This is a genomic window from Actinocatenispora rupis (assembly GCF_016861975.1).
GTDB classification, from domain to species: Bacteria; Actinomycetota; Actinomycetes; order Mycobacteriales; family Micromonosporaceae; genus Actinocatenispora; species Actinocatenispora rupis.
Genome location: NZ_BOMB01000051.1, coordinates 44916 through 60679 on the forward strand (window position 1 = coordinate 44916; position 15764 = coordinate 60679).

Annotated in this window: 17 protein-coding genes; 6 read left to right on the plus strand and 11 right to left on the minus strand. The window is 74.0% G+C overall.

What is annotated here, in order from left to right; translation table 11 throughout:
• Positions 1–128: 128 nt before the first annotated feature.
• Positions 129–776, minus strand: coding sequence for a TetR/AcrR family transcriptional regulator (locus Aru02nite_RS34490; RefSeq protein ID WP_203664620.1), 648 nt, complete (start codon positions 774–776; stop codon positions 129–131).
• A 326-nt stretch (positions 777–1102) separates the two neighbouring features.
• On the opposite strand from Aru02nite_RS34490, the gene Aru02nite_RS34495 reads away from it, so the two are divergent.
• The gene (locus Aru02nite_RS34495; protein WP_203664622.1) at positions 1103–1471 is read left to right on the plus strand and encodes an antibiotic biosynthesis monooxygenase family protein; all 369 of its coding nucleotides are present in this window, start codon (positions 1103–1105) and stop codon (positions 1469–1471) included.
• A gap of 116 nt (positions 1472–1587) precedes the next feature.
• On the opposite strand, the gene Aru02nite_RS34500 is transcribed toward Aru02nite_RS34495, so the two are convergent.
• The 3 genes from Aru02nite_RS34500 to Aru02nite_RS34510 form a co-directional block, all read right to left on the minus strand.
• Positions 1588–1998 (minus strand): VOC family protein, encoded by a 411-nt coding sequence (locus tag Aru02nite_RS34500; protein WP_203664624.1) that lies wholly within the window; start codon positions 1996–1998, stop codon positions 1588–1590.
• Between the two features lie 252 nt (positions 1999–2250).
• The gene (locus Aru02nite_RS34505) at positions 2251–3012 is read right to left on the minus strand and encodes an alpha/beta fold hydrolase (protein ID WP_203664626.1); all 762 of its coding nucleotides are present in this window, start codon (positions 3010–3012) and stop codon (positions 2251–2253) included.
• Positions 3013–3093: 81 nt separating this feature from the next.
• On the minus strand, positions 3094–3624 hold the full coding sequence (locus Aru02nite_RS34510; RefSeq protein WP_203664628.1) for a DNA-binding protein: 531 nt from the start codon (positions 3622–3624) through the stop codon (positions 3094–3096).
• Positions 3625–3743: 119 nt separating this feature from the next.
• On the opposite strand from Aru02nite_RS34510, the gene Aru02nite_RS34515 reads away from it, so the two are divergent.
• A complete protein-coding gene (locus tag Aru02nite_RS34515; protein WP_203664630.1) occupies positions 3744–5579 on the plus strand; it encodes a VWA domain-containing protein in 1836 nt (611 codons plus the stop codon).
• A gap of 4 nt (positions 5580–5583) precedes the next feature.
• Here the strand turns inward: Aru02nite_RS34515 and Aru02nite_RS34520 are convergent, their stop codons facing one another.
• The 6 genes from Aru02nite_RS34520 to Aru02nite_RS34545 all read right to left on the minus strand — a co-directional run bounded on the left by Aru02nite_RS34520 (position 5584) and on the right by Aru02nite_RS34545 (position 11267).
• A complete protein-coding gene (locus Aru02nite_RS34520; RefSeq protein ID WP_203664632.1) occupies positions 5584–6723 on the minus strand; it encodes a serine/threonine-protein kinase in 1140 nt (379 codons plus the stop codon).
• Between the two features lie 10 nt (positions 6724–6733).
• Entirely contained in the window at positions 6734–7573 is an 840-nt protein-coding gene (locus Aru02nite_RS34525) for an isocitrate lyase/PEP mutase family protein (RefSeq protein WP_203664634.1), read from the minus strand.
• A gap of 336 nt (positions 7574–7909) precedes the next feature.
• Positions 7910–8752 carry an LLM class F420-dependent oxidoreductase gene (locus tag Aru02nite_RS34530; RefSeq protein ID WP_203664635.1) on the minus strand — a complete coding sequence of 281 codons (843 nt, stop codon included), beginning with the start codon at positions 8750–8752 and terminating at the stop codon, positions 7910–7912.
• 105 nt (positions 8753–8857) lie between these two features.
• A complete protein-coding gene (locus tag Aru02nite_RS34535; RefSeq protein WP_203664636.1) occupies positions 8858–9526 on the minus strand; it encodes a VOC family protein in 669 nt (222 codons plus the stop codon).
• 162 nt (positions 9527–9688) lie between these two features.
• On the minus strand, positions 9689–10381 hold the full coding sequence (locus tag Aru02nite_RS34540; protein ID WP_203664637.1) for a hypothetical protein: 693 nt from the start codon (positions 10379–10381) through the stop codon (positions 9689–9691).
• A 283-nt stretch (positions 10382–10664) separates the two neighbouring features.
• Positions 10665–11267 carry a hypothetical protein gene (locus Aru02nite_RS34545; RefSeq protein ID WP_203664638.1) on the minus strand — a complete coding sequence of 201 codons (603 nt, stop codon included), beginning with the start codon at positions 11265–11267 and terminating at the stop codon, positions 10665–10667.
• Here Aru02nite_RS34545 and Aru02nite_RS34550 point away from each other — a divergent pair.
• The 4 genes from Aru02nite_RS34550 (at position 11266) to gap (ending at position 13871) form a co-directional block, all read left to right on the plus strand.
• Positions 11266–11475 (plus strand): hypothetical protein, encoded by a 210-nt coding sequence (locus Aru02nite_RS34550; RefSeq protein ID WP_203664639.1) that lies wholly within the window; start codon positions 11266–11268, stop codon positions 11473–11475. The genes Aru02nite_RS34545 and Aru02nite_RS34550 overlap by 2 nt on opposite strands.
• Positions 11476–11572: 97 nt before the next feature.
• Positions 11573–11791: a hypothetical protein gene (locus Aru02nite_RS34555; RefSeq protein ID WP_203664641.1), complete on the plus strand. Its 219-nt coding sequence runs from the start codon at positions 11573–11575 to the stop codon at positions 11789–11791.
• 31 nt (positions 11792–11822) lie between these two features.
• Positions 11823–12779, plus strand: a complete 957-nt coding sequence (locus Aru02nite_RS34560; protein ID WP_203664643.1) for a GlxA family transcriptional regulator — start codon at positions 11823–11825, stop codon at positions 12777–12779.
• Positions 12780–12872: 93 nt separating this feature from the next.
• The gene (gap, locus tag Aru02nite_RS34565) at positions 12873–13871 is read left to right on the plus strand and encodes a type I glyceraldehyde-3-phosphate dehydrogenase (protein ID WP_203664646.1); all 999 of its coding nucleotides are present in this window, start codon (positions 12873–12875) and stop codon (positions 13869–13871) included.
• A gap of 52 nt (positions 13872–13923) precedes the next feature.
• Here the strand turns inward: gap and Aru02nite_RS34570 are convergent, their stop codons facing one another.
• Positions 13924–15543: a GxGYxYP domain-containing protein gene (locus Aru02nite_RS34570; protein WP_203664648.1), complete on the minus strand. Its 1620-nt coding sequence runs from the start codon at positions 15541–15543 to the stop codon at positions 13924–13926.
• Positions 15544–15764: the final 221 nt, after the last annotated feature.

Here is a 15764-nt window from a genome sequence, read left to right on the forward strand (position 1 = left end):
CACCTTCCGCGTTTCCCCAGAACGCCGCCGCCATGCACAACCCGTCGGGTACGCCAGCGGCAGGTCCGGTCGTCACCGGGAACTGATGCGGCGCAAGGGATCCACGCTGCGTCGGCCCGGGGCCCCGGTCATCCCACGGTGGGCGATCGGGTGGCGGCGGTGAGCCCGGTGACGATCACCGCGGTCAACGTGTCCAGGTACGTTGCGTCGACCGGCGGTGCGCCGGGGTTGAGCAGCCGCGGCAGGAGCGGCGCGAACAGCAGGTCCGTACCCAGGTCGCGGTCGAGTGCGGCGGGCAGTTCGCCGCGGTCCACGGCTCGCCGCAGGATGGCCTCGCCGGCCTCCCGGCGCGGTGCCAGGACGGCGACGCGCAGCGACTCGGCGAGCGCCGGGTTGCGTACCGACTCGCCCAGAAGGTCGGCGGCGATCCGGACCACCCGGGGATCGCTGGTCTGGGCGACGGTCAGGTCCAGGAAGCCGCGTACGTCGCCGGGCAGGGTGCCGGTGTCGGGCACGTCGGGCAGCGCCCGGCGTACCAGGCGGGCCACCAGGTCGAGCAGCATGGCCTCCTTGGACGTCCACCGACGGTAGAGCGCGGCCTTGCCGACGCCGGCCCGCCTCGCGACGGCGTCCATGGCGAGGCGACGCCAGCCGGCGGCCGCGAGTTCGTCGAACGCCGCGGTCTCGATCGCCGCGGACACGCCCCCGTCGAGGGTCGGGCCGCGGGTGCCTCGGCGGCGACCGGGGGCGAGCGCGTCGTCATCCCTGTCCGGCATGCGCACACCGTACCTGAAACGCGGAACACTTGCGTTCCGGGTTTCGCCGACCTAGGGTTGACTCCAACGCGGAACGGTCCAGTTCCGTGTTTCTTGTCAGTGGGGGACGATGGACGGTTCCACCGCGGTGCCGGCGGTACTGCCGCGGCCCGGCCGCACGAAGGCCCGCCGCCGTCAGGTTCTCGACGCGCTGCGTTCCCCGCTGATCGCCCCGCGAGGGCGGCGACCACGGACGGCGCCAGCAGCCGCCACGTGCCGCAACGAACGTCACCGGCAAACCGGCCTGACGGACGTCACCGAATCACGAACGAGAGGACGCACCACGCATGGCCACCATGGCGAACCTGGACCCGACCACGCCGATCTTCGCGCAGTTCGGGGAGAAGACCGGGCCCATCGTCCTGACCAACACCTTCGTCGTACCGAGGGAGCGGGCCGAGTCGTTCCTGGCGCACTGGACGAAGCAGGCCGAGTTCATGAAGGCACAGCCGGGATTCGTCTCGCTGCAGATGCACCAGGGCACGGCCGGGAGCCAGTTGTTCCTGAACGTCGCGGTCTGGGAATCGACCGAGGCGCTCGCCAGGGCGCTCGGCAACCCGCAGTTCCAGAGCATGTCCGCCGAGGTCCCCGACGACATCGTGTCGTACGCGCACATCTTCCGGAAGATCGCGGTCGAGGGCCTCTGCGAGGCATGACCACGGCACCGGCACTCCCGGGCCCGCCGCGTCCGCCAACCCCGACCCAGCGGATTCCCTTGTACGCCACCGCATCGGTACCCGGCAGCGCGGCATCACCGGGAGGCGCCGGCCGCTCAGGGGAAGTTCGCCGTGATGCCGTCGGGGCTGTCGGGGGGCCACTCCACCAGCTCGATGCGGTAGCCGTCCGGGTCGGTGAGCCACGAGGTCCTCGGCCCGTCCGGGCCACCCGGGTACTCGACCGGCCCCGGTGCCAGGCCGGCGTCGGTCAGTCGTACGAGGGTGGTGGCCAGGGTGTCCGCCTGGATCGCCAGGTGGTCGATACCGCTTCCCACGTCGACGGGTCCGGCGGCGGGGCGGTGGACGAGTTCGAGCGAGGCGGCCGGTTCGTCGGGGAACCTGAGGATCACGAGCCGGCTTCCGCCACCGAGGTCGACCCGGCCCATCTCGACGTATCCCAGGGCGGTGTAGAACGCGAGCGAACGGTCCAGGTCGGTGACGCGGTACGAGACGAAGAGCGTCTTCACGCGGTCTCCTCGGGTCGGCGTACGCGGTGGCGGAGGTGTGTCAGGTCCCGGTCGTCGGGCCGTCGGACCTCCGGTCGTCGAGCCAGGTGCGAAGCCGCCGGCCGCCGCATCCGAGCCCCTGGCCCAGTCGATCGGCCGGGCCGGCGACGTCGCCGTCGAGCGACATCGACAGGTACCGCCGGTGGCGTCGATGTCACGTCCGTGGCGGGCGCTTCTCGCCCAGCGGCGAGTGTCAGAGGGGACACCGGCGGGTCAGCGGAAGAAGTCGGTGAGGATCGGGATCAGCGCGTCGTCGGCGATGCCGTGATCCTGGTCCGGTACGACCCGCGCGGTGGCGTCGGGTACCGCGCCCGCGACGGCGGTGGCCGCCGTCGACGCCCACGGCGCGCTGTTGCCGCCGGCCAGTACGAGTGTCGGTGTCGCGATGCGGGCCAACCGCTCGGCGGGGACGAGCCCGTCGTCGCACAGCCGTACGTCGTAGGCGAGCGTGTGCGCGATCGCCTCCATGGCCGGCCAGCCGGGGCTGGAGCTGATGTGCTCCAGCGCGGCGTCCGGCATCCCCGTCAGCGCCAGGAACTCCTTCGCGGCGCGGCCCCGGTCGCCGGCCGCGACCAGCCCGGCCAGCCGGGTCGCGAACGGTTCGGCCGGCTCGCCGCCACCCGTGTACGGCGGTTCGTACACCGCGAGCCGGTGCATCGGCACCCCGGCCGCCGCCGCTTCGAGGGCCAGTACGGCGCCGGAGGAGTGGCCGAACACGTACGCCGGGCCGCCGGTGGCGGTGAGTACGGCGGCCAGGTCCTCGACCTCGCGCTCCGTCGCGTACGGCGCGGTGTCGCCGGAGTCGCCGCGGCCGCGCCGGTCGTACCGGACGACCGTGAACCCGTCGAGCCCGGCCGCGAGCGAGGCGCTGGACCGCCGGTCGCAGAACGCGCCGGTCACGACCACCAGCGCCGGCCCGGCACCCGTCCGCTCGTACGCGATGGGCGTGCCGTCGGCCGAATCCACCTTCTCCACGTGGGCCTCCCGTCCGCAGAAACCTTCTCCGTCCGAACGGTAGACGGCCGCTGCGCTGGAAACTCATCGCTCGGCGGCCGGTCAGTCGGACCGCATCACACGGCGGTAGTGGGCGCGCGCCGCGTCCGTGCGGCCCGTGCCGTACGCCCGGAGCAGCTCGGCGAGCTCGGGCAGGTCGGGGTCGAGGCGGGTCGCGGCGGTCTCGATCTCGGCCGCCGAGGCGACCGCCCGCAGCAGCGCCTGGACCGCGCCGACGGTGTCGCTGTTGGCCTGCGGTGGCGGTTCCGGGAGCCGGAGGTTGCGCGCCGTGGTCGGCGCCTCGGCCCGGATCGCGGTGAGCCGCGCGCGCACCGCGTCGGGCGGCATCCGGTCGAAGCCGGGGTCGTCGACGAGCGCCTGGACGGCGAGCAACCGGGCCAGTACCGCCGGGTTGCTGATCTTCGCCCGCTGCCCGGACATGAGCTGCGAGAGCATCGGCGCGGACAGCCCGAGGGTCTCGGCCAGGCCGGCCTGCGTGATGCCGAGCCGGGCGAGCAGCGCGCCGAGCAGCTCGCCCAGTGGCCGCCCGTACCACTCGGTCTGGTGCGCGCGGTTGCGGCTGACCGGATCCATCCCCGTCCTCGTGTTTGCAGATGCGACTGGCTGGTTTGCACTCGGCTGCAACACTAGCGCAGAACTCGCCGGGAACACCGGGCGCGACACGATTTGCATCTGCAATGAAGGGGACTGGGATGCGTACTCTCAGGCGGCTGTTCGCCGTACTGGCGGCGACCGCGCTCGGCGTGCCGCTGGCGCCGCTGGTGGCGTCCGCGGCGCCGAGCGGCACCGGGCTCGCGCCGATGATGCTGGTGGTCGACGCCTCCGGCTCGATGGCCGACCGCGACCCGTCCGGCGGTACGCGGATCGCGGCGGCCCGTACGGCGGTGCACGAGCTGGTCCGGCAGCTGCCGGACGGCGCGCGGGTCGGACTGACGACGTACGGCACGCACACCGGGTCGTCGGACGCGGAGAAGGCGCGCGGTTGCCGGGACGTGACGGTGCTGCGCAAGATCGGGCCGCTGGACCGGGGCGCGCTGACCGGCGCGGTCGACTCGCTCACGCCACGCGGGTACACGCCGATCGGGCGGTCGCTGCGTACCGCGGTCGCGGCGCTGCCGGCGGACGGTCCGCGCTCGGTGGTGCTGGTGTCCGACGGCATCGACACGTGCGCCCCGCCGGACCCGTGCGCGGTCGCTGCCGAGTTGCACCGGAGCGCTCCCGACCTGCGCGTGCACACCGTCGGGTACGGGGTGGACGGCGCGGCGCGCAAGCAGCTGGCGTGCCTCGCGCAGGCCACCGGCGGCACGTACGCGGACGCGCCGGACGCCGCGGCGCTGCGCCAGGTGCTGCCGCGGGTGTCGGCGGGCGCGCTGCGCAACTACGAGCCGACCGGCACCCGCGTGACGGGGACGGAGGACCAGGACGACGCGCCGGTACTGGCCCCGGGCCGGTTCCTGGACGTCGCCGTACTCGGTCGCGAGCGCTACTACCGCGTCGCCGCCTCCGCCCGGGACACGCTGTACTTCACCGCGTCGGTTCCGTTGCAGCGCAGCCGTTCCGCGGGCGACGGCGACGTCGCGCTCGACGTCCGGATGTACTCCGCGGGCGGGCGCAACTGCCAGGTGCACGAGCGCGGCCACACGACGGCGGGGATGGACGGCGGTGCGGTCATCGCCACCGTCGTGTTCAGCCCGAAGGAGTCCACTGTGGACAGTTGCCGGTCCGGCGGCCGGTACGGCTTCCGCGTCACGTACGGTCGCTCGACCGGGCAGCCGGCCGAGCTGCCGCTGGAGATGCAGGTCGGCATCGAACCGGCCCTCGCCGGGGCCGCCGGGCCCGGACCGGCCACCGGGCCGGTCGCGTACACCGCCCCGACCGGCTCGCCGACCGCGGTGACCGGCGGCGGCTCGTTCTCCGCGGCGGCCGTCCTGCCCGGCTCCGGCAGCTACACCGACGTGCTGCAGAACACCGAGTACGTTTACTACCGGGTACGGCTCGGCTGGGGCCAGGGCCTCGCGTACCGGGTGCGGATCGGCGCGGCGACCGGCTGGGAGTCCGGCGACGACGCGAACGTCGGCACCGCCACGTACTCGCCGTTCCGGGCCGACGTGGCCGGCGCGACCGCCAGCTACCGTGGCACCGAACGCGAGCTGCCCGCCGACGCCGGCGCGGTGCGTACGCTGCCGATCCGGTACCGGAACAGGGAACTGGACGACGACCGGCAGCGGCGGCAGAGCGTCGCCGGCTGGTACTACGTCTCCGTCAAGCTCGGCCGGCAGCAGGCGCATCCGGCCGCCGAGCACGCGGTACCGGTGCGCATCGACCTGACCGTCGTCGGCCGTACCGAGCCGGGCCCGACGTACGCGAGCGCGACGGCGGCGCCCGCCACGGGATCGGACCACCGGGCTGCCGGGAAGGCGGCCGCCACTCCGACGGGGTTCGCTTCGGTGGTGGCCGGCGCCGGCGGGCTCGTCGCGGTCGGTGCGCTCGTCGGGATCGCCGTCGCGGTCCTGCGCCGCCGTACCTGACCGCTCAGCGCCACGAGTACCGCCCGCCCCGGTACGTGCAGTGCAGGGTGCCGCCGCCCGGGGCGGGCGTGGCGATCCCGACGTCCTGCCAGTCGCACGGCACGCCGGCCCGGACGCCGCTCGCCGACGGCGCCGCCGGCGACCCGGACGGCCCCGGCGATCCGCCGGACCAGCCGGCGGCGGTGAGCGCCACCCCGCCCGCCGCGACGGCGACGGCGGCGAGCACCACCAGCAGCACCACCCGCCGGTACCTGGGTGGTGCCGGTACCGACGGGGGACCGGCACCACCCGGATCCGTTGCGGGCCAAGCGATCCGGGCAGTCGGCGGGGCAGGCGCGGCGGACTGGTCGAAGACCTCGACCGGGTCGCCGTCCGCGGTGTACGCGGGGGTGACGAGCGTCGTGGCGGCGCACAGCGCGGCGAGTTCGGCGGCGGCCCGCGCCGCGTCCGGGCGTACCAGGGGATCCGGTGCGGTGAGCGCGTCGAGCAGCGCGGAGAGCGGGGTGTCGGGGCAGTCGGTCGTGTCCTCGGGCAGCTCCGCGCCGGTCAGCAGCTGCCGGCCGAGCAGCCCGACCGCGTACATGTCCTGCGGTGGGGCGGGCGGTGCACCGGCGAGCACCTCGGGCGCCACGTACCCGGGGGTGCCGACGACGAAGCCGGTCTCCGTCACCCGCGGCCCGCCTGCTGGGTACGCGATGCCGAAGTCGCCGAGCCGCGCGTACGGCGGGCCGGTGCCGGTCGCGGCGAGCAGCACGTTGGCCGGCTTGACGTCGCGGTGCACCAGCCCGGCGGCGTGCACCGCGGCCAGCCCCGACACGACCTGGGCGAGGATCTCCGCCGCGTACCGCCAGGGCAGCGGACCGTTGTCGCGCAGCATGGTGTCGAGCGAGCCGCCGGCCATCAGGTCGGTCGCGAGCAGCGTGCCGTCGTCGTCGGCCTGCCACGCGTACGGGCACAGCAGGTGCGGGTGGTCCAGCCGGACGGCCTGCTCCAACACCAGCCGTACCAGCGTCCGCGGGTCCGGACCGCGCACCAGCTTCACCGCGCACGGCCGCCCCGACCGCCGGTCGTACGCCCGCCAGACGGTGCCGGTGGCGCCCGCGCCGATCCGCGCGACCCGCTCGAACCGTTCGCCGTCGGACATGCCGCAGAGGCTAGCGCCTCCCGTCGCGGCCGGACCGCACCGAGGTGGCCGACAGCGCCTGCACCCCCGCGTACGACAGCGTCGGCGGATCGGTCGGGCGGCCGTCGCGGATCGCGGCCGCGGTGGTCGCCGCGGCCGCCAGGGCGGTGCGGTACAGCAGCGAGCCGAGGCTGACCCGCCGTACTCCCCACCCGGCCAGCTCGGCGACGGTGGGCCCGGCCGGCGCGTACAGGATGTTCAGCGGGACGCCGGCGTTCCCGGCCAGCGTGGCGATCGTGCCCGGCTCCGACAGCCCCGGCACGAACACCCCGTTCGCGCCGGCCCGTTCGTACTCGGCGAGGCGCGCCCCGGTCTCCGCCACCCGGCAGCCGAGCCAGTACGTGTCGGTGCGGGCGTTGACGAACAGGGCGGGTGCGGCGGCCCTGACCGCGGCGATCTTCGCGGCGTGCAGGTCGACGGGGGCGAGAGTGCCGTCCGGGCGCCCGTCCTCCAGGTTGATCCCCGCGGCGCCCGCGGCGTGCAGCGTCGCGGCCAGCTCGGCGACCTCCGCCGGGTCGTCGCTGAACCCGCCCTCGACGTCGACGCTGAACAGGAAGCCGTCCCGGCCGAGCCGCCGGGTCAGCGCCACCGTCTCCACGACTGCCGCTGCCGCACCGTCGGGTACCCCGGCGGCCGCGGCCACCCCGAGGCTCGTCGTACCGATCGCCCGGAATCCCTGCGCCACCAGCATCGCCGCGGAGGCGTGGTCCCAGGCGTTGGGCAGCAACAGCGGAGCGCCCCGGTCGTGCAGGCGCGCGAACTCGGTACCCGCTGCCGTGCCCCCCGCGGGGCGATCCACCTCATACGTCATGCCCGCACGCTAGAGCCGGAACGTTTCGGCGCCGCGCGAAGCGTCCCGCGAGTACGTGCGCGTTGCGGGGCGGTCGGCCTCATGCGTCATGCCCGCACAGCTGGAGGCGGAACGTTTCGGCGCCGCGCGAAGCGTCCCGCGTCCGTGCCGCGCCGCGGGCGGTCGGAGGCGACCGCGTGCCGTGGCGCTGGTGCCCAGTCGGAACCGCGTGGTCACGCCGGCGGACGGCACTCGCGCACGTTCGAGGCGCACGTTCGAGGGCTTCGCGCGCCTCGGCCGGCGGAGGCCACCTGCCCACGTCGCGATCGTCGTGCGGCGGGCCGGGCCGGGCGGGCGTCAGCGTACGGAGGGGGCGAGGGCACGCCACTCGCGGAGGGGGAGGTGGCCGTCGGCGGTGAGTACCTGGAGGGCGACGTGGTCGGCGCCGGCCGCGCGGTGTTCGGCGACGCGGGCGGCGATCGCGTCGGCGTCGCCCCACGCGACGAGCGCGTCGACCAGCCGGTCGCTGCCTCCGTCGGCGAAGTCCTCGTCGCCGAAACCGAGGCGGCGCAGGCTGTTCAGGTAGTTCGGCAGCGTCAGGTATCCCGCGAGCCGCCGCCGGCCCGTCGCGCGGGCGTCGTCCGGGTCGGTGGACAGGACGACCTTCTGCTCGGGCGCCAGCAGCGGCCCGTCGCCGAGGATCTCGCGGGCCTGCCGGGTGTGCTCCGGCGTCACCAGGTACGGATGCGAGCCGGCCGCCCGCGTCGCCGACAACGCCAGCATCTTCGGCCCGAGCGCGGCCAGCACCCGCGCCGCCGCCGGCACGCCCGCGGCGTCCAGCCCGTCGAGGAAACGCACCATGGCACTGAACGGTTTCGCGTACGCCGGCGCAAGCGCGCTGTGGCTCGCGCCCAGCCCGAGTACGAAACGGTCGGGGTGGCGGGTGTTCAGCTCGTGGTACCGGGTGGCGAGCGCGTCGGCGGGACCGTCCCAGATCGTCGCGACGCCGGTGGCGACGGTCAGCCTGCGTGTCGCGTCGAGCGCGGCGGCCGGCAGGGCGAGGTCGTGGCTCGGGGAACCGCCGATCCAGAGCGTGCCGTAGCCGAGGGCTTCGAGTTCGGCCGCGGCGTCCGGCACCGCGGCCGGATCGGGTACGTGGCCGGGGTTCAGCCAGATTCCGGTCCGTCCGCCGTCGATCATGTCCGCCCCCGCCGTAGGTTCGCTGCGTCGCACCCACCATAACCCAGAAGTTCGAGAATTATCGAACGAGCCGTGTGTCGTGTCCCGCACCGGCCCCGACGCGTGTCATCGGCCTACCGCGGTGCAGATGCAGGCGCGGTTGCCTTCGGGGTCGGCCAGTACGGTGCACGCGGGGGCGTGCGTGTCGTCGACCACGGTGCCGCCGGCGGCGAGTGCGGCGGCGATGCGTACGGGGGCGGTTTCGGGTGCGAGCCAGACGTCGAGGTGCCAGCGCTGGCGTGGTACGGGATGCGGTTCGGTTGTCTGGAACCAGATGTTGGGGCCGCGGTTGGTCGGGTCGAGCACGGAGTTGTGGGCCGTGTTGCCGGCGTCGCCGGTGAGCAACGCCGCCCAGAACGGGCCGGTCGTCGCGTGGTCCGGGGTGTCGAGGCCGAGCTCGACCTGCGTCACGTCCGCGGGTACGGGGGTGATTCCGGCGTCCCGGGCGCGCTCGGAGATGGTCGACGCGAGCGCGAGATCTGCCGCGGTGATCCAGCGGTAGCCGTCCGGATCGACGCTGTACAGGTGGATGTCGACGGTGTTCCGTGACAGGCGGATCTCCGGGATGTCGTGGCCCGCGGCGGTGGCCGCCTGCGTGATGCCGGCGGCGAAGGTGGCCGCCGCGCCCGCGTCGGCCGCCCGGAACCGCGCCGCGAGACGATCCGCCAGGTCCCGCCAGTCGGTCAGCCCGCCGTCGATGGCCGCGAGAATCTCCCGGTCGCTCCTGGTGTCCATCGTCGTTCGCCCTCCACCCGGGTACCCGCCGCCGCGAGCTTCCGGTACGAACACCGGCAGCGGGTGCGTTGGCCAGCGTACGCGCGGCGACGGGAAACACGCCGCAATGAACCGTTCCGGCGTCGTCCCGGCTCGTGGCGGGGCAGGTGTGCGCGACGGCGGTCAGCGTGCGGCGCGGCGCAGCGTGCCGTACGCGGTGCGCGCGAGCTGTTCCAGGTCGTCGTCGACGTGTCGGTCGCCCGGGGCGGCGAGGCCGACGGCGCCGACGTTGTCGCCGTACCGGAAGACTACCGCGTGGAGCGCGATCGACCGTGCGCCAAGCGTTGTCGTTGCGGCGACGGCGACACTCTCGTCGGCGGTCAGGTCGGCCGGAGGTGTCGCCACCGTCAGCGTGACGCCCACCGTACGGCCGTTGCCGAGGTCGGCGGTGACGTGCCGGCAGTGGCGTGCCGTGTCCGTCACCCCGGTCAGGACGGCGTGCCCACCGCCGGCCGCCGCGACCTGTACGGACGTGGTGACCCGGGTGTCGGTCGTGTCGTTCGTGAACGAGCGGTGCCGGGCGCCGCGGAACAACGCCTCCATCGACCGGTAGCAGTCGCCCGGGACGCGCGGTGCCGCACCGTGGTCCGGGACGTACCCGGTGGGGAGGTCGGGCAGCGACAGCAGGGCGGTGTCGAGCTGGTCGGCGGCGATCCGGGGTCGGCCGGGCGGGGGAGTGCTCGTCGTGGCGCTCGGGCTCGGGCCGTGGCCGGTGGGCCGCTCGGACCCGCGACCGTCCGAACTGGACGGTTGGCACCCGGTGACCGCGAGCGTCGCCGTCAACGCCACACCGACCAGGACCGCTCTGGTACGCATCGTCGAACTCCACATCGTCCCGAGTGATCGCCAGCAGCATGGTAGTGGCGCCACGCAACGCCCGGCACTGCTTGCGAACCTCCACAGTGGACAGACGCCAGACACTGGCCCGATGGTGGTAAAGTCTTGTGTCCCAACGGAATGCGCGGTTGGGTGTCGATGTCGAGCCAGCACCGACAGACCGACCTGCCGGCCCGACCGGGGCGCACCGATGGACGAGCGCTCCCGTACGGCTGGAAGGGTCGCGCCAGCGTGGCGGCACCGGCCGGAGTGTCGACGCGGGTCAGCGGCCGGGGCGCTCGGGCAGCGGTTGCCAGCGGAAGCAGGAAAGGTACCGGCTGCCGAGGAGCCGGTCGGCGCTCTCGTCGACCCGGTGCCCGACATCCTGGTACTCGCCGTACGCCAGCGCGTACGTCGGCCAGTCACGGGCCTGGTAGCTGACGAGGGCGGCGTCGAGGTAGTCGGTCTGGGTGTCGTAGTCGTCCCGCAGCGTGTCGACATCCCGGCTCCACGCGTCGCCGACGTCGTCCAGGCCGTGCGGATCGGTCCAGTCGGCGGCGATCCGCCATCGGGCGTTCTCGGCCGACCGCATGCGGGTGACGGCGTCCGCTCCGGTACCGGCCAGGCCGCTCCGGGCGTTGTCGCACAAGGAAACGAGCTTCCCCGCGTACTCGCGGCGCGCCGTCGCCGCCGCGGTCTTCTCCGTGTCGCCGCTGCGGTTGAGGGCGCGGTACACGTCGCGTACGGAACCCCAGCCGAACAGGATGGTCAGCAGCGCGAAGCAGGTGATGACCCACTGGACGAGGTCGCGGAGCTGGTGGCCGTCCGCGCGGGGCGCGCTCGTCGTGGTGGACGTTCCCGACGTTGGTGACTCCGCGCCCGGCATGACCGCATCATCGCAGACCGCCCGTACCGCGCCGGCGCACCGGTCTCCGCTCGCCGCACCGGCCCGGCGTCGTGCCGTCCCGGACGGCACCCAGTACCGGCGCCGGCTCCCGCTACCGCGGTCGCGGGCGCGCGCCGTCGGCACCGACCGGAACCGCCACGACATGGCCCAGCTCCGCCGGGTGTTCGGTGTCGCCACGCACTTCTGACCGCTTGCGGCGCCGTCGTACGCTTGCCCACCGGCCGCCGAAACCGTTGGTGGAAGCCCGATCCGTTCGGCGGACACCCGACCCGGAGGAGACGCGCATGGCGACGGAGCTGCCCGCGGGCGTGACCATCGACGAGGACGACATTCTCTACGCGGGCGGCATGCCCATCGGCCGGGTCGTACCGACCGGTCCGGTCTGGATGGCGCTGGCGCTCACCCGTGCGTACGGGTCGATGGACGAGGTGGGCAAGCGGCTGCCGAGCCGCGCGGCCGCGATCGGTGTGGTCCTCGACCGCAGTCGCCGCCACTGGGAGTGACCCGGCCGGGCGCCCACGTACGCTGGTCGGCGTGGTCGCCCGTCGCCTGCACCGTGTCGCCGTGCTCGTCCTCGAAGGGGCGAAACCGCTGGACGTCGGCATTCCCGCACAGGTCTTCACGACCCGCGCGAGCATGCCGTACGAGGTGCGGGTGTGCGGCGCGGCGCCCGGCCTGGTGACGGGCGGCGACGGCCTGTCGTACCACGTGGCGGACGGGCTGGATGCGCTGGTGTGGGCGGACATCGTGTTCATCCCGGGCTACCGCTTCCCGGACCGGGACGACCCGCCGGCGCCGGTGGTGGCCGCGCTCGTGGCGGCGCACGAGCGGGGCGCGCGGCTCGCGGCGATCTCCACGGGTGCGTTCGCACTGGCGGCGACCGGGCTGCTGGACGGCCGGCGCGCGACCACGCACTGGCACTACACCCGGCAGCTCGCCGCCCGGCACCCCGCGGTACGGGTGGACGAGAACGTGCTGTTCGTCGACGAGGGCAGCGTACTGACGTCGGCGGGTGCGGCGTCCGGCATCGACCTGTGCCTGCACATCCTGCGCGGCGAGCTGGGGGTGGCGGCGTCGAACCACGCGGCGCGGCGACTGGTCGCGGCACCGTACCGGAGCGGCGGCCAGGCGCAGTACGTGCCGCGCAGCGTTCCCGAACCGCTCGGCCGGCGGTTCGCGGCGACCCGGGAGTGGGCGCTGCGCCGGCTCGGCGAACCGCTCACCCTGGAGGTGCTGGCGCGGCACGCCCGGGTGTCACCACGGACGTTCTCCCGCCGGTTCGTCGACGACACCGGGTACACGCCGATGCAGTGGGTACTGCGGGCCCGCGTGGACGCCGCCCGCGAGCTGCTGGAGCGGTCCGAGCTGAGCGTCGAGCAGATCGCCGTGGACGTCGGGCTCGGCACCGGGACGAACCTGCGCATGCACTTCCGGCAGATCCTCGGTACGACGCCGAGCGAGTACCGGCGGACGTTCGCGCGGGGGGAGTGAGGTGGCGGGATCCTTGCGAACCATGGCGCTGCGGCCGGGGTCGCGGTGACCGTGGCGGGCGGCAGGCTGGTGTCCGACGAAGGGATACCGCTCATGACCCGCATCGCCGTCAACGGATTCGGCCGGATCGGACGCAACGTCCTGCGCGCCCTGCTGGAGCGCGGCAGCGACCTGGACGTCGTCGCCGTCAACGACCTCGCCGAGCCGTCCGCCCTCGCCCGCCTCCTCGCGTACGACACGACCGCCGGCCGGCTCGGTCGTCCCGTCACCGTCGACGGTGACACGCTGATCGTCGACGGGCGCCGCATCACGGTCCTCGCCGAGCGCGATCCCGCGCAGCTGCCGTGGACCGAGCTCGGCGTCGAGATCGTCGTGGAGTCGACCGGCCGGTTCACCGCCGCGACCGCTGCGGGCGCCCACCTCGCCGCCGGTGCGCGCAAGGTACTCGTCAGCGCACCGTCGGCCGGCGCCGACGTGACCGTCGCGTACGGCGTCAACACCGGCGCGTACGACGCGGCCCGGCACACGATCGTGTCCACCGCGTCCTGCACGACCAACGCGCTCGCCCCGCTGGCCTCCGTACTCGACGGGCTCGCCGGCATCGAGCACGGCTTCATGACGACGGTGCACGCGTACACGCAGGAGCAGAACCTGCAGGACGGGCCGCACCGCGACCCCCGGCGCGCCCGCGCCGCCGCGGTCAACATCGTGCCGACCACGACCGGTGCCGCGAAGGCGATCGGGCTCGTCCTGCCGGGCCTGGCCGGCAAGCTGTCCGGCGACTCGATCCGGGTACCGGTGCCAGTCGGTTCCATCGTGGAACTCAACACGACCGTCGCCCGGGACGTCACCCGTGACGAGGTCCTCGCCGCGTACCGGACGGCCGCGGACGGTCCGCTCGCCGGCATCCTGGAGTACTCCGAGGATCCGTTGGTGTCGTCGGACATCACCGGCAACCCGGCGTCGGCGATCTTCGACTCGGCCCTGGCCCGCGCGGACGGCCGGCACGTCAAGGTCTCCGCCTGGTACGACAACGAGTGGGGTTTCTCGCACCGCGTCGTCGACACGCTCGGTCTGCTCGCGGCCGGCTGACCGCGGCCGGGTGCCGGGGCGGGCAGGGGGTCCGCCCCGGCACCGGTCACCGTCAGCGGTTCGGCAGGTGGAGCGCCTGGCGGGCGAGCCGGAAGAACTGGTCGCCGCGGACCACGGTGTACGGGTCGCCGAGGGTACCGGCGATCGTGGCGACGTCGGTCGGGGTGAGGTTCCAGGACAGGATCCCGATCGACAGGAAGAGCGGCGCGTCACCCGACCAGCCCGCCGCGGACGTGGCGATCGCCGCCGTCGCCTCGTCGACGCTACTGGTCAGGTAGCTCACCGCCTGCGGCGTGTCGCCGTGCAGTACCGAGAGCTTCGTGGTGTCGGTCCAGTCCTTGAACAGGCCCAGCGGGCGCACGTCGGTGATGTAGCGGGCGGCCTCCGCGTCCGACATCGGTACGTCCGAGCCGCCGACGCGGTTGAGGATGACCGCCGAGTCCATGCCGGTGCGCCGCATGTACCGCGCGGTCATGCCGGTGAAGCTGGCGAGCGTGTCGTCCGGCCACGGCGACGGGTAGGCGTACCCGGCGCCGGACGGGCCGGCCATCAGGTAGTCGTTGCGGCTCGCGGTGCGCTGGAAGTGGCTGAGGAAGATCGGCGCGGCGTCGACCAGCAGCGGGTTGGTGGACCAGTTGAGCGGCACCGCGCCGCGGCCCGGGTCGTCCCACAACACCCGCATCCGGTGCTGGTTGTACTGGAGGTTGTCGCCCTCGGTCATCGAGAACGTGACGTACACGCGGTTGGCGAGCGCGGGGACCGGCAGCGCGCGCTGCGCCCCCGACACCGGCGCCGGTACGCCGCCGAACACGGTCAGGTTCTGCGAGTGGTCGGCGGCGAGCACGATCAACCCGTGCCGGGAGGTCAGCTCGGTTCCGTCGCTCTCCCCGCCGACCCCGGCCGGCCACCAGCCGAGGAACGACGACCCCGGCGCCATGCCGGCCATCACCCGCTCGCCGACCGCCCGAGACTCCGGTACGTCCGGGTGGATCCACAGCGTCAGCGCCTTCGTCGCGACCGCGTACTCCCGCAGGTTGCCGAGCGTGCCCTCGGGGTCCAGGCCGACCAGGAGCCGGTGCTCGCAGCGCGGCCACAGCGTGTCCACCGCCCAGGTGTACGCGGCGATGTCGTCGCTGAACCGGCCGCGCAGGTCGGCCACGACCGGCAGCCCGGACAACCGGTCCAGCTGCTCGGGCGCGGCGATGATGGCGTCGTCGAGCCCGGCGATCGTGGTGGCGAGGTTGCGGGTCGCGGGCAGGTCCGGGTCCGTGACCACCACCCCGCGCACCACCGACCGGTACTTGTCCAGCAGCGCCCACCCGTCGGCGACCGTCCGCCACGTCAACCCGGCCGTACGGAGCCAGGTCAGGCCGCCCTCGTCGGCGGGCCGCAGCGTCGCGATCCGCGGCCGGGTGCGGTTGACCAACCCCTGCAGGCTGGCGACCAGCAACTGGTCGGCGGCGCTGGCACCGGTGAGGTCGACCAGGTCGAGCGTCTGGGGCTCGGCGAAGTGGGGGAGCGCCTGCCCGTCCGGCCAGGCGATGCCGCTGTGGTCCGGCGCGGCGCCGGCCGGACGGGCGAACGCGGTGGCACCGAGCGCGGCGGCTCCGGCGGCACCGATCAGCAGTTGACGGCGGGTGGGACGCGGGGAACGGACAGGGTCCGAATGCATCAATCCAGCTCCTCCTGTGCGGACCGACCGATGGGCGACAACGTTGTCAAAGCGGGCGTACCTTGTCAGTGGCCGGGATCACGCACAACGGACGGGCAATCGTGTAACGCCGTCGTGCCGGGCGCGTTCGCGGTGTTGGCTGGTGTCTCCGCCCCGGCGATGTCGCGTACCGCGGGCACCTGACCGTGCTTGCGCAGGTGTCGCTGTCCGGGCGCCGCGGC

What these genes read in the sequence shown, in the direction of transcription:
- Aru02nite_RS34490 (WP_203664620.1), bottom strand. Translation starts at nt 776, where the DNA reads ATGCCGGACAGGGATGACGACGCGCTCGCCCCCGGTCGCCGCCGAGGC.
- Aru02nite_RS34495 (WP_203664622.1), top strand. Translation starts at nt 1,103, where the DNA reads ATGGCCACCATGGCGAACCTGGACCCGACCACGCCGATCTTCGCGCAG.
- Aru02nite_RS34510 (WP_203664628.1), bottom strand. Translation starts at nt 3,624, where the DNA reads ATGGATCCGGTCAGCCGCAACCGCGCGCACCAGACCGAGTGGTACGGG.
- Aru02nite_RS34515 (WP_203664630.1), top strand. Translation starts at nt 3,744, where the DNA reads ATGCGTACTCTCAGGCGGCTGTTCGCCGTACTGGCGGCGACCGCGCTC.
- Aru02nite_RS34520 (WP_203664632.1), bottom strand. Translation starts at nt 6,723, where the DNA reads ATGTCCGACGGCGAACGGTTCGAGCGGGTCGCGCGGATCGGCGCGGGC.
- Aru02nite_RS34525 (WP_203664634.1), bottom strand. Translation starts at nt 7,573, where the DNA reads ATGACGTATGAGGTGGATCGCCCCGCGGGGGGCACGGCAGCGGGTACC.
- Aru02nite_RS34530 (WP_203664635.1), bottom strand. Translation starts at nt 8,752, where the DNA reads ATGATCGACGGCGGACGGACCGGAATCTGGCTGAACCCCGGCCACGTA.
- Aru02nite_RS34535 (WP_203664636.1), bottom strand. Translation starts at nt 9,526, where the DNA reads ATGGACACCAGGAGCGACCGGGAGATTCTCGCGGCCATCGACGGCGGG.
- Aru02nite_RS34540 (WP_203664637.1), bottom strand. Translation starts at nt 10,381, where the DNA reads ATGCGTACCAGAGCGGTCCTGGTCGGTGTGGCGTTGACGGCGACGCTC.
- Aru02nite_RS34550 (WP_203664639.1), top strand. Translation starts at nt 11,266, where the DNA reads ATGACCGCATCATCGCAGACCGCCCGTACCGCGCCGGCGCACCGGTCT.
- Aru02nite_RS34545 (WP_203664638.1), bottom strand. Translation starts at nt 11,267, where the DNA reads ATGCCGGGCGCGGAGTCACCAACGTCGGGAACGTCCACCACGACGAGC.
- Aru02nite_RS34555 (WP_203664641.1), top strand. Translation starts at nt 11,573, where the DNA reads ATGGCGACGGAGCTGCCCGCGGGCGTGACCATCGACGAGGACGACATT.
- gap (WP_203664646.1), top strand. Translation starts at nt 12,873, where the DNA reads ATGACCCGCATCGCCGTCAACGGATTCGGCCGGATCGGACGCAACGTC.
- Aru02nite_RS34570 (WP_203664648.1), bottom strand. Translation starts at nt 15,543, where the DNA reads ATGCATTCGGACCCTGTCCGTTCCCCGCGTCCCACCCGCCGTCAACTG.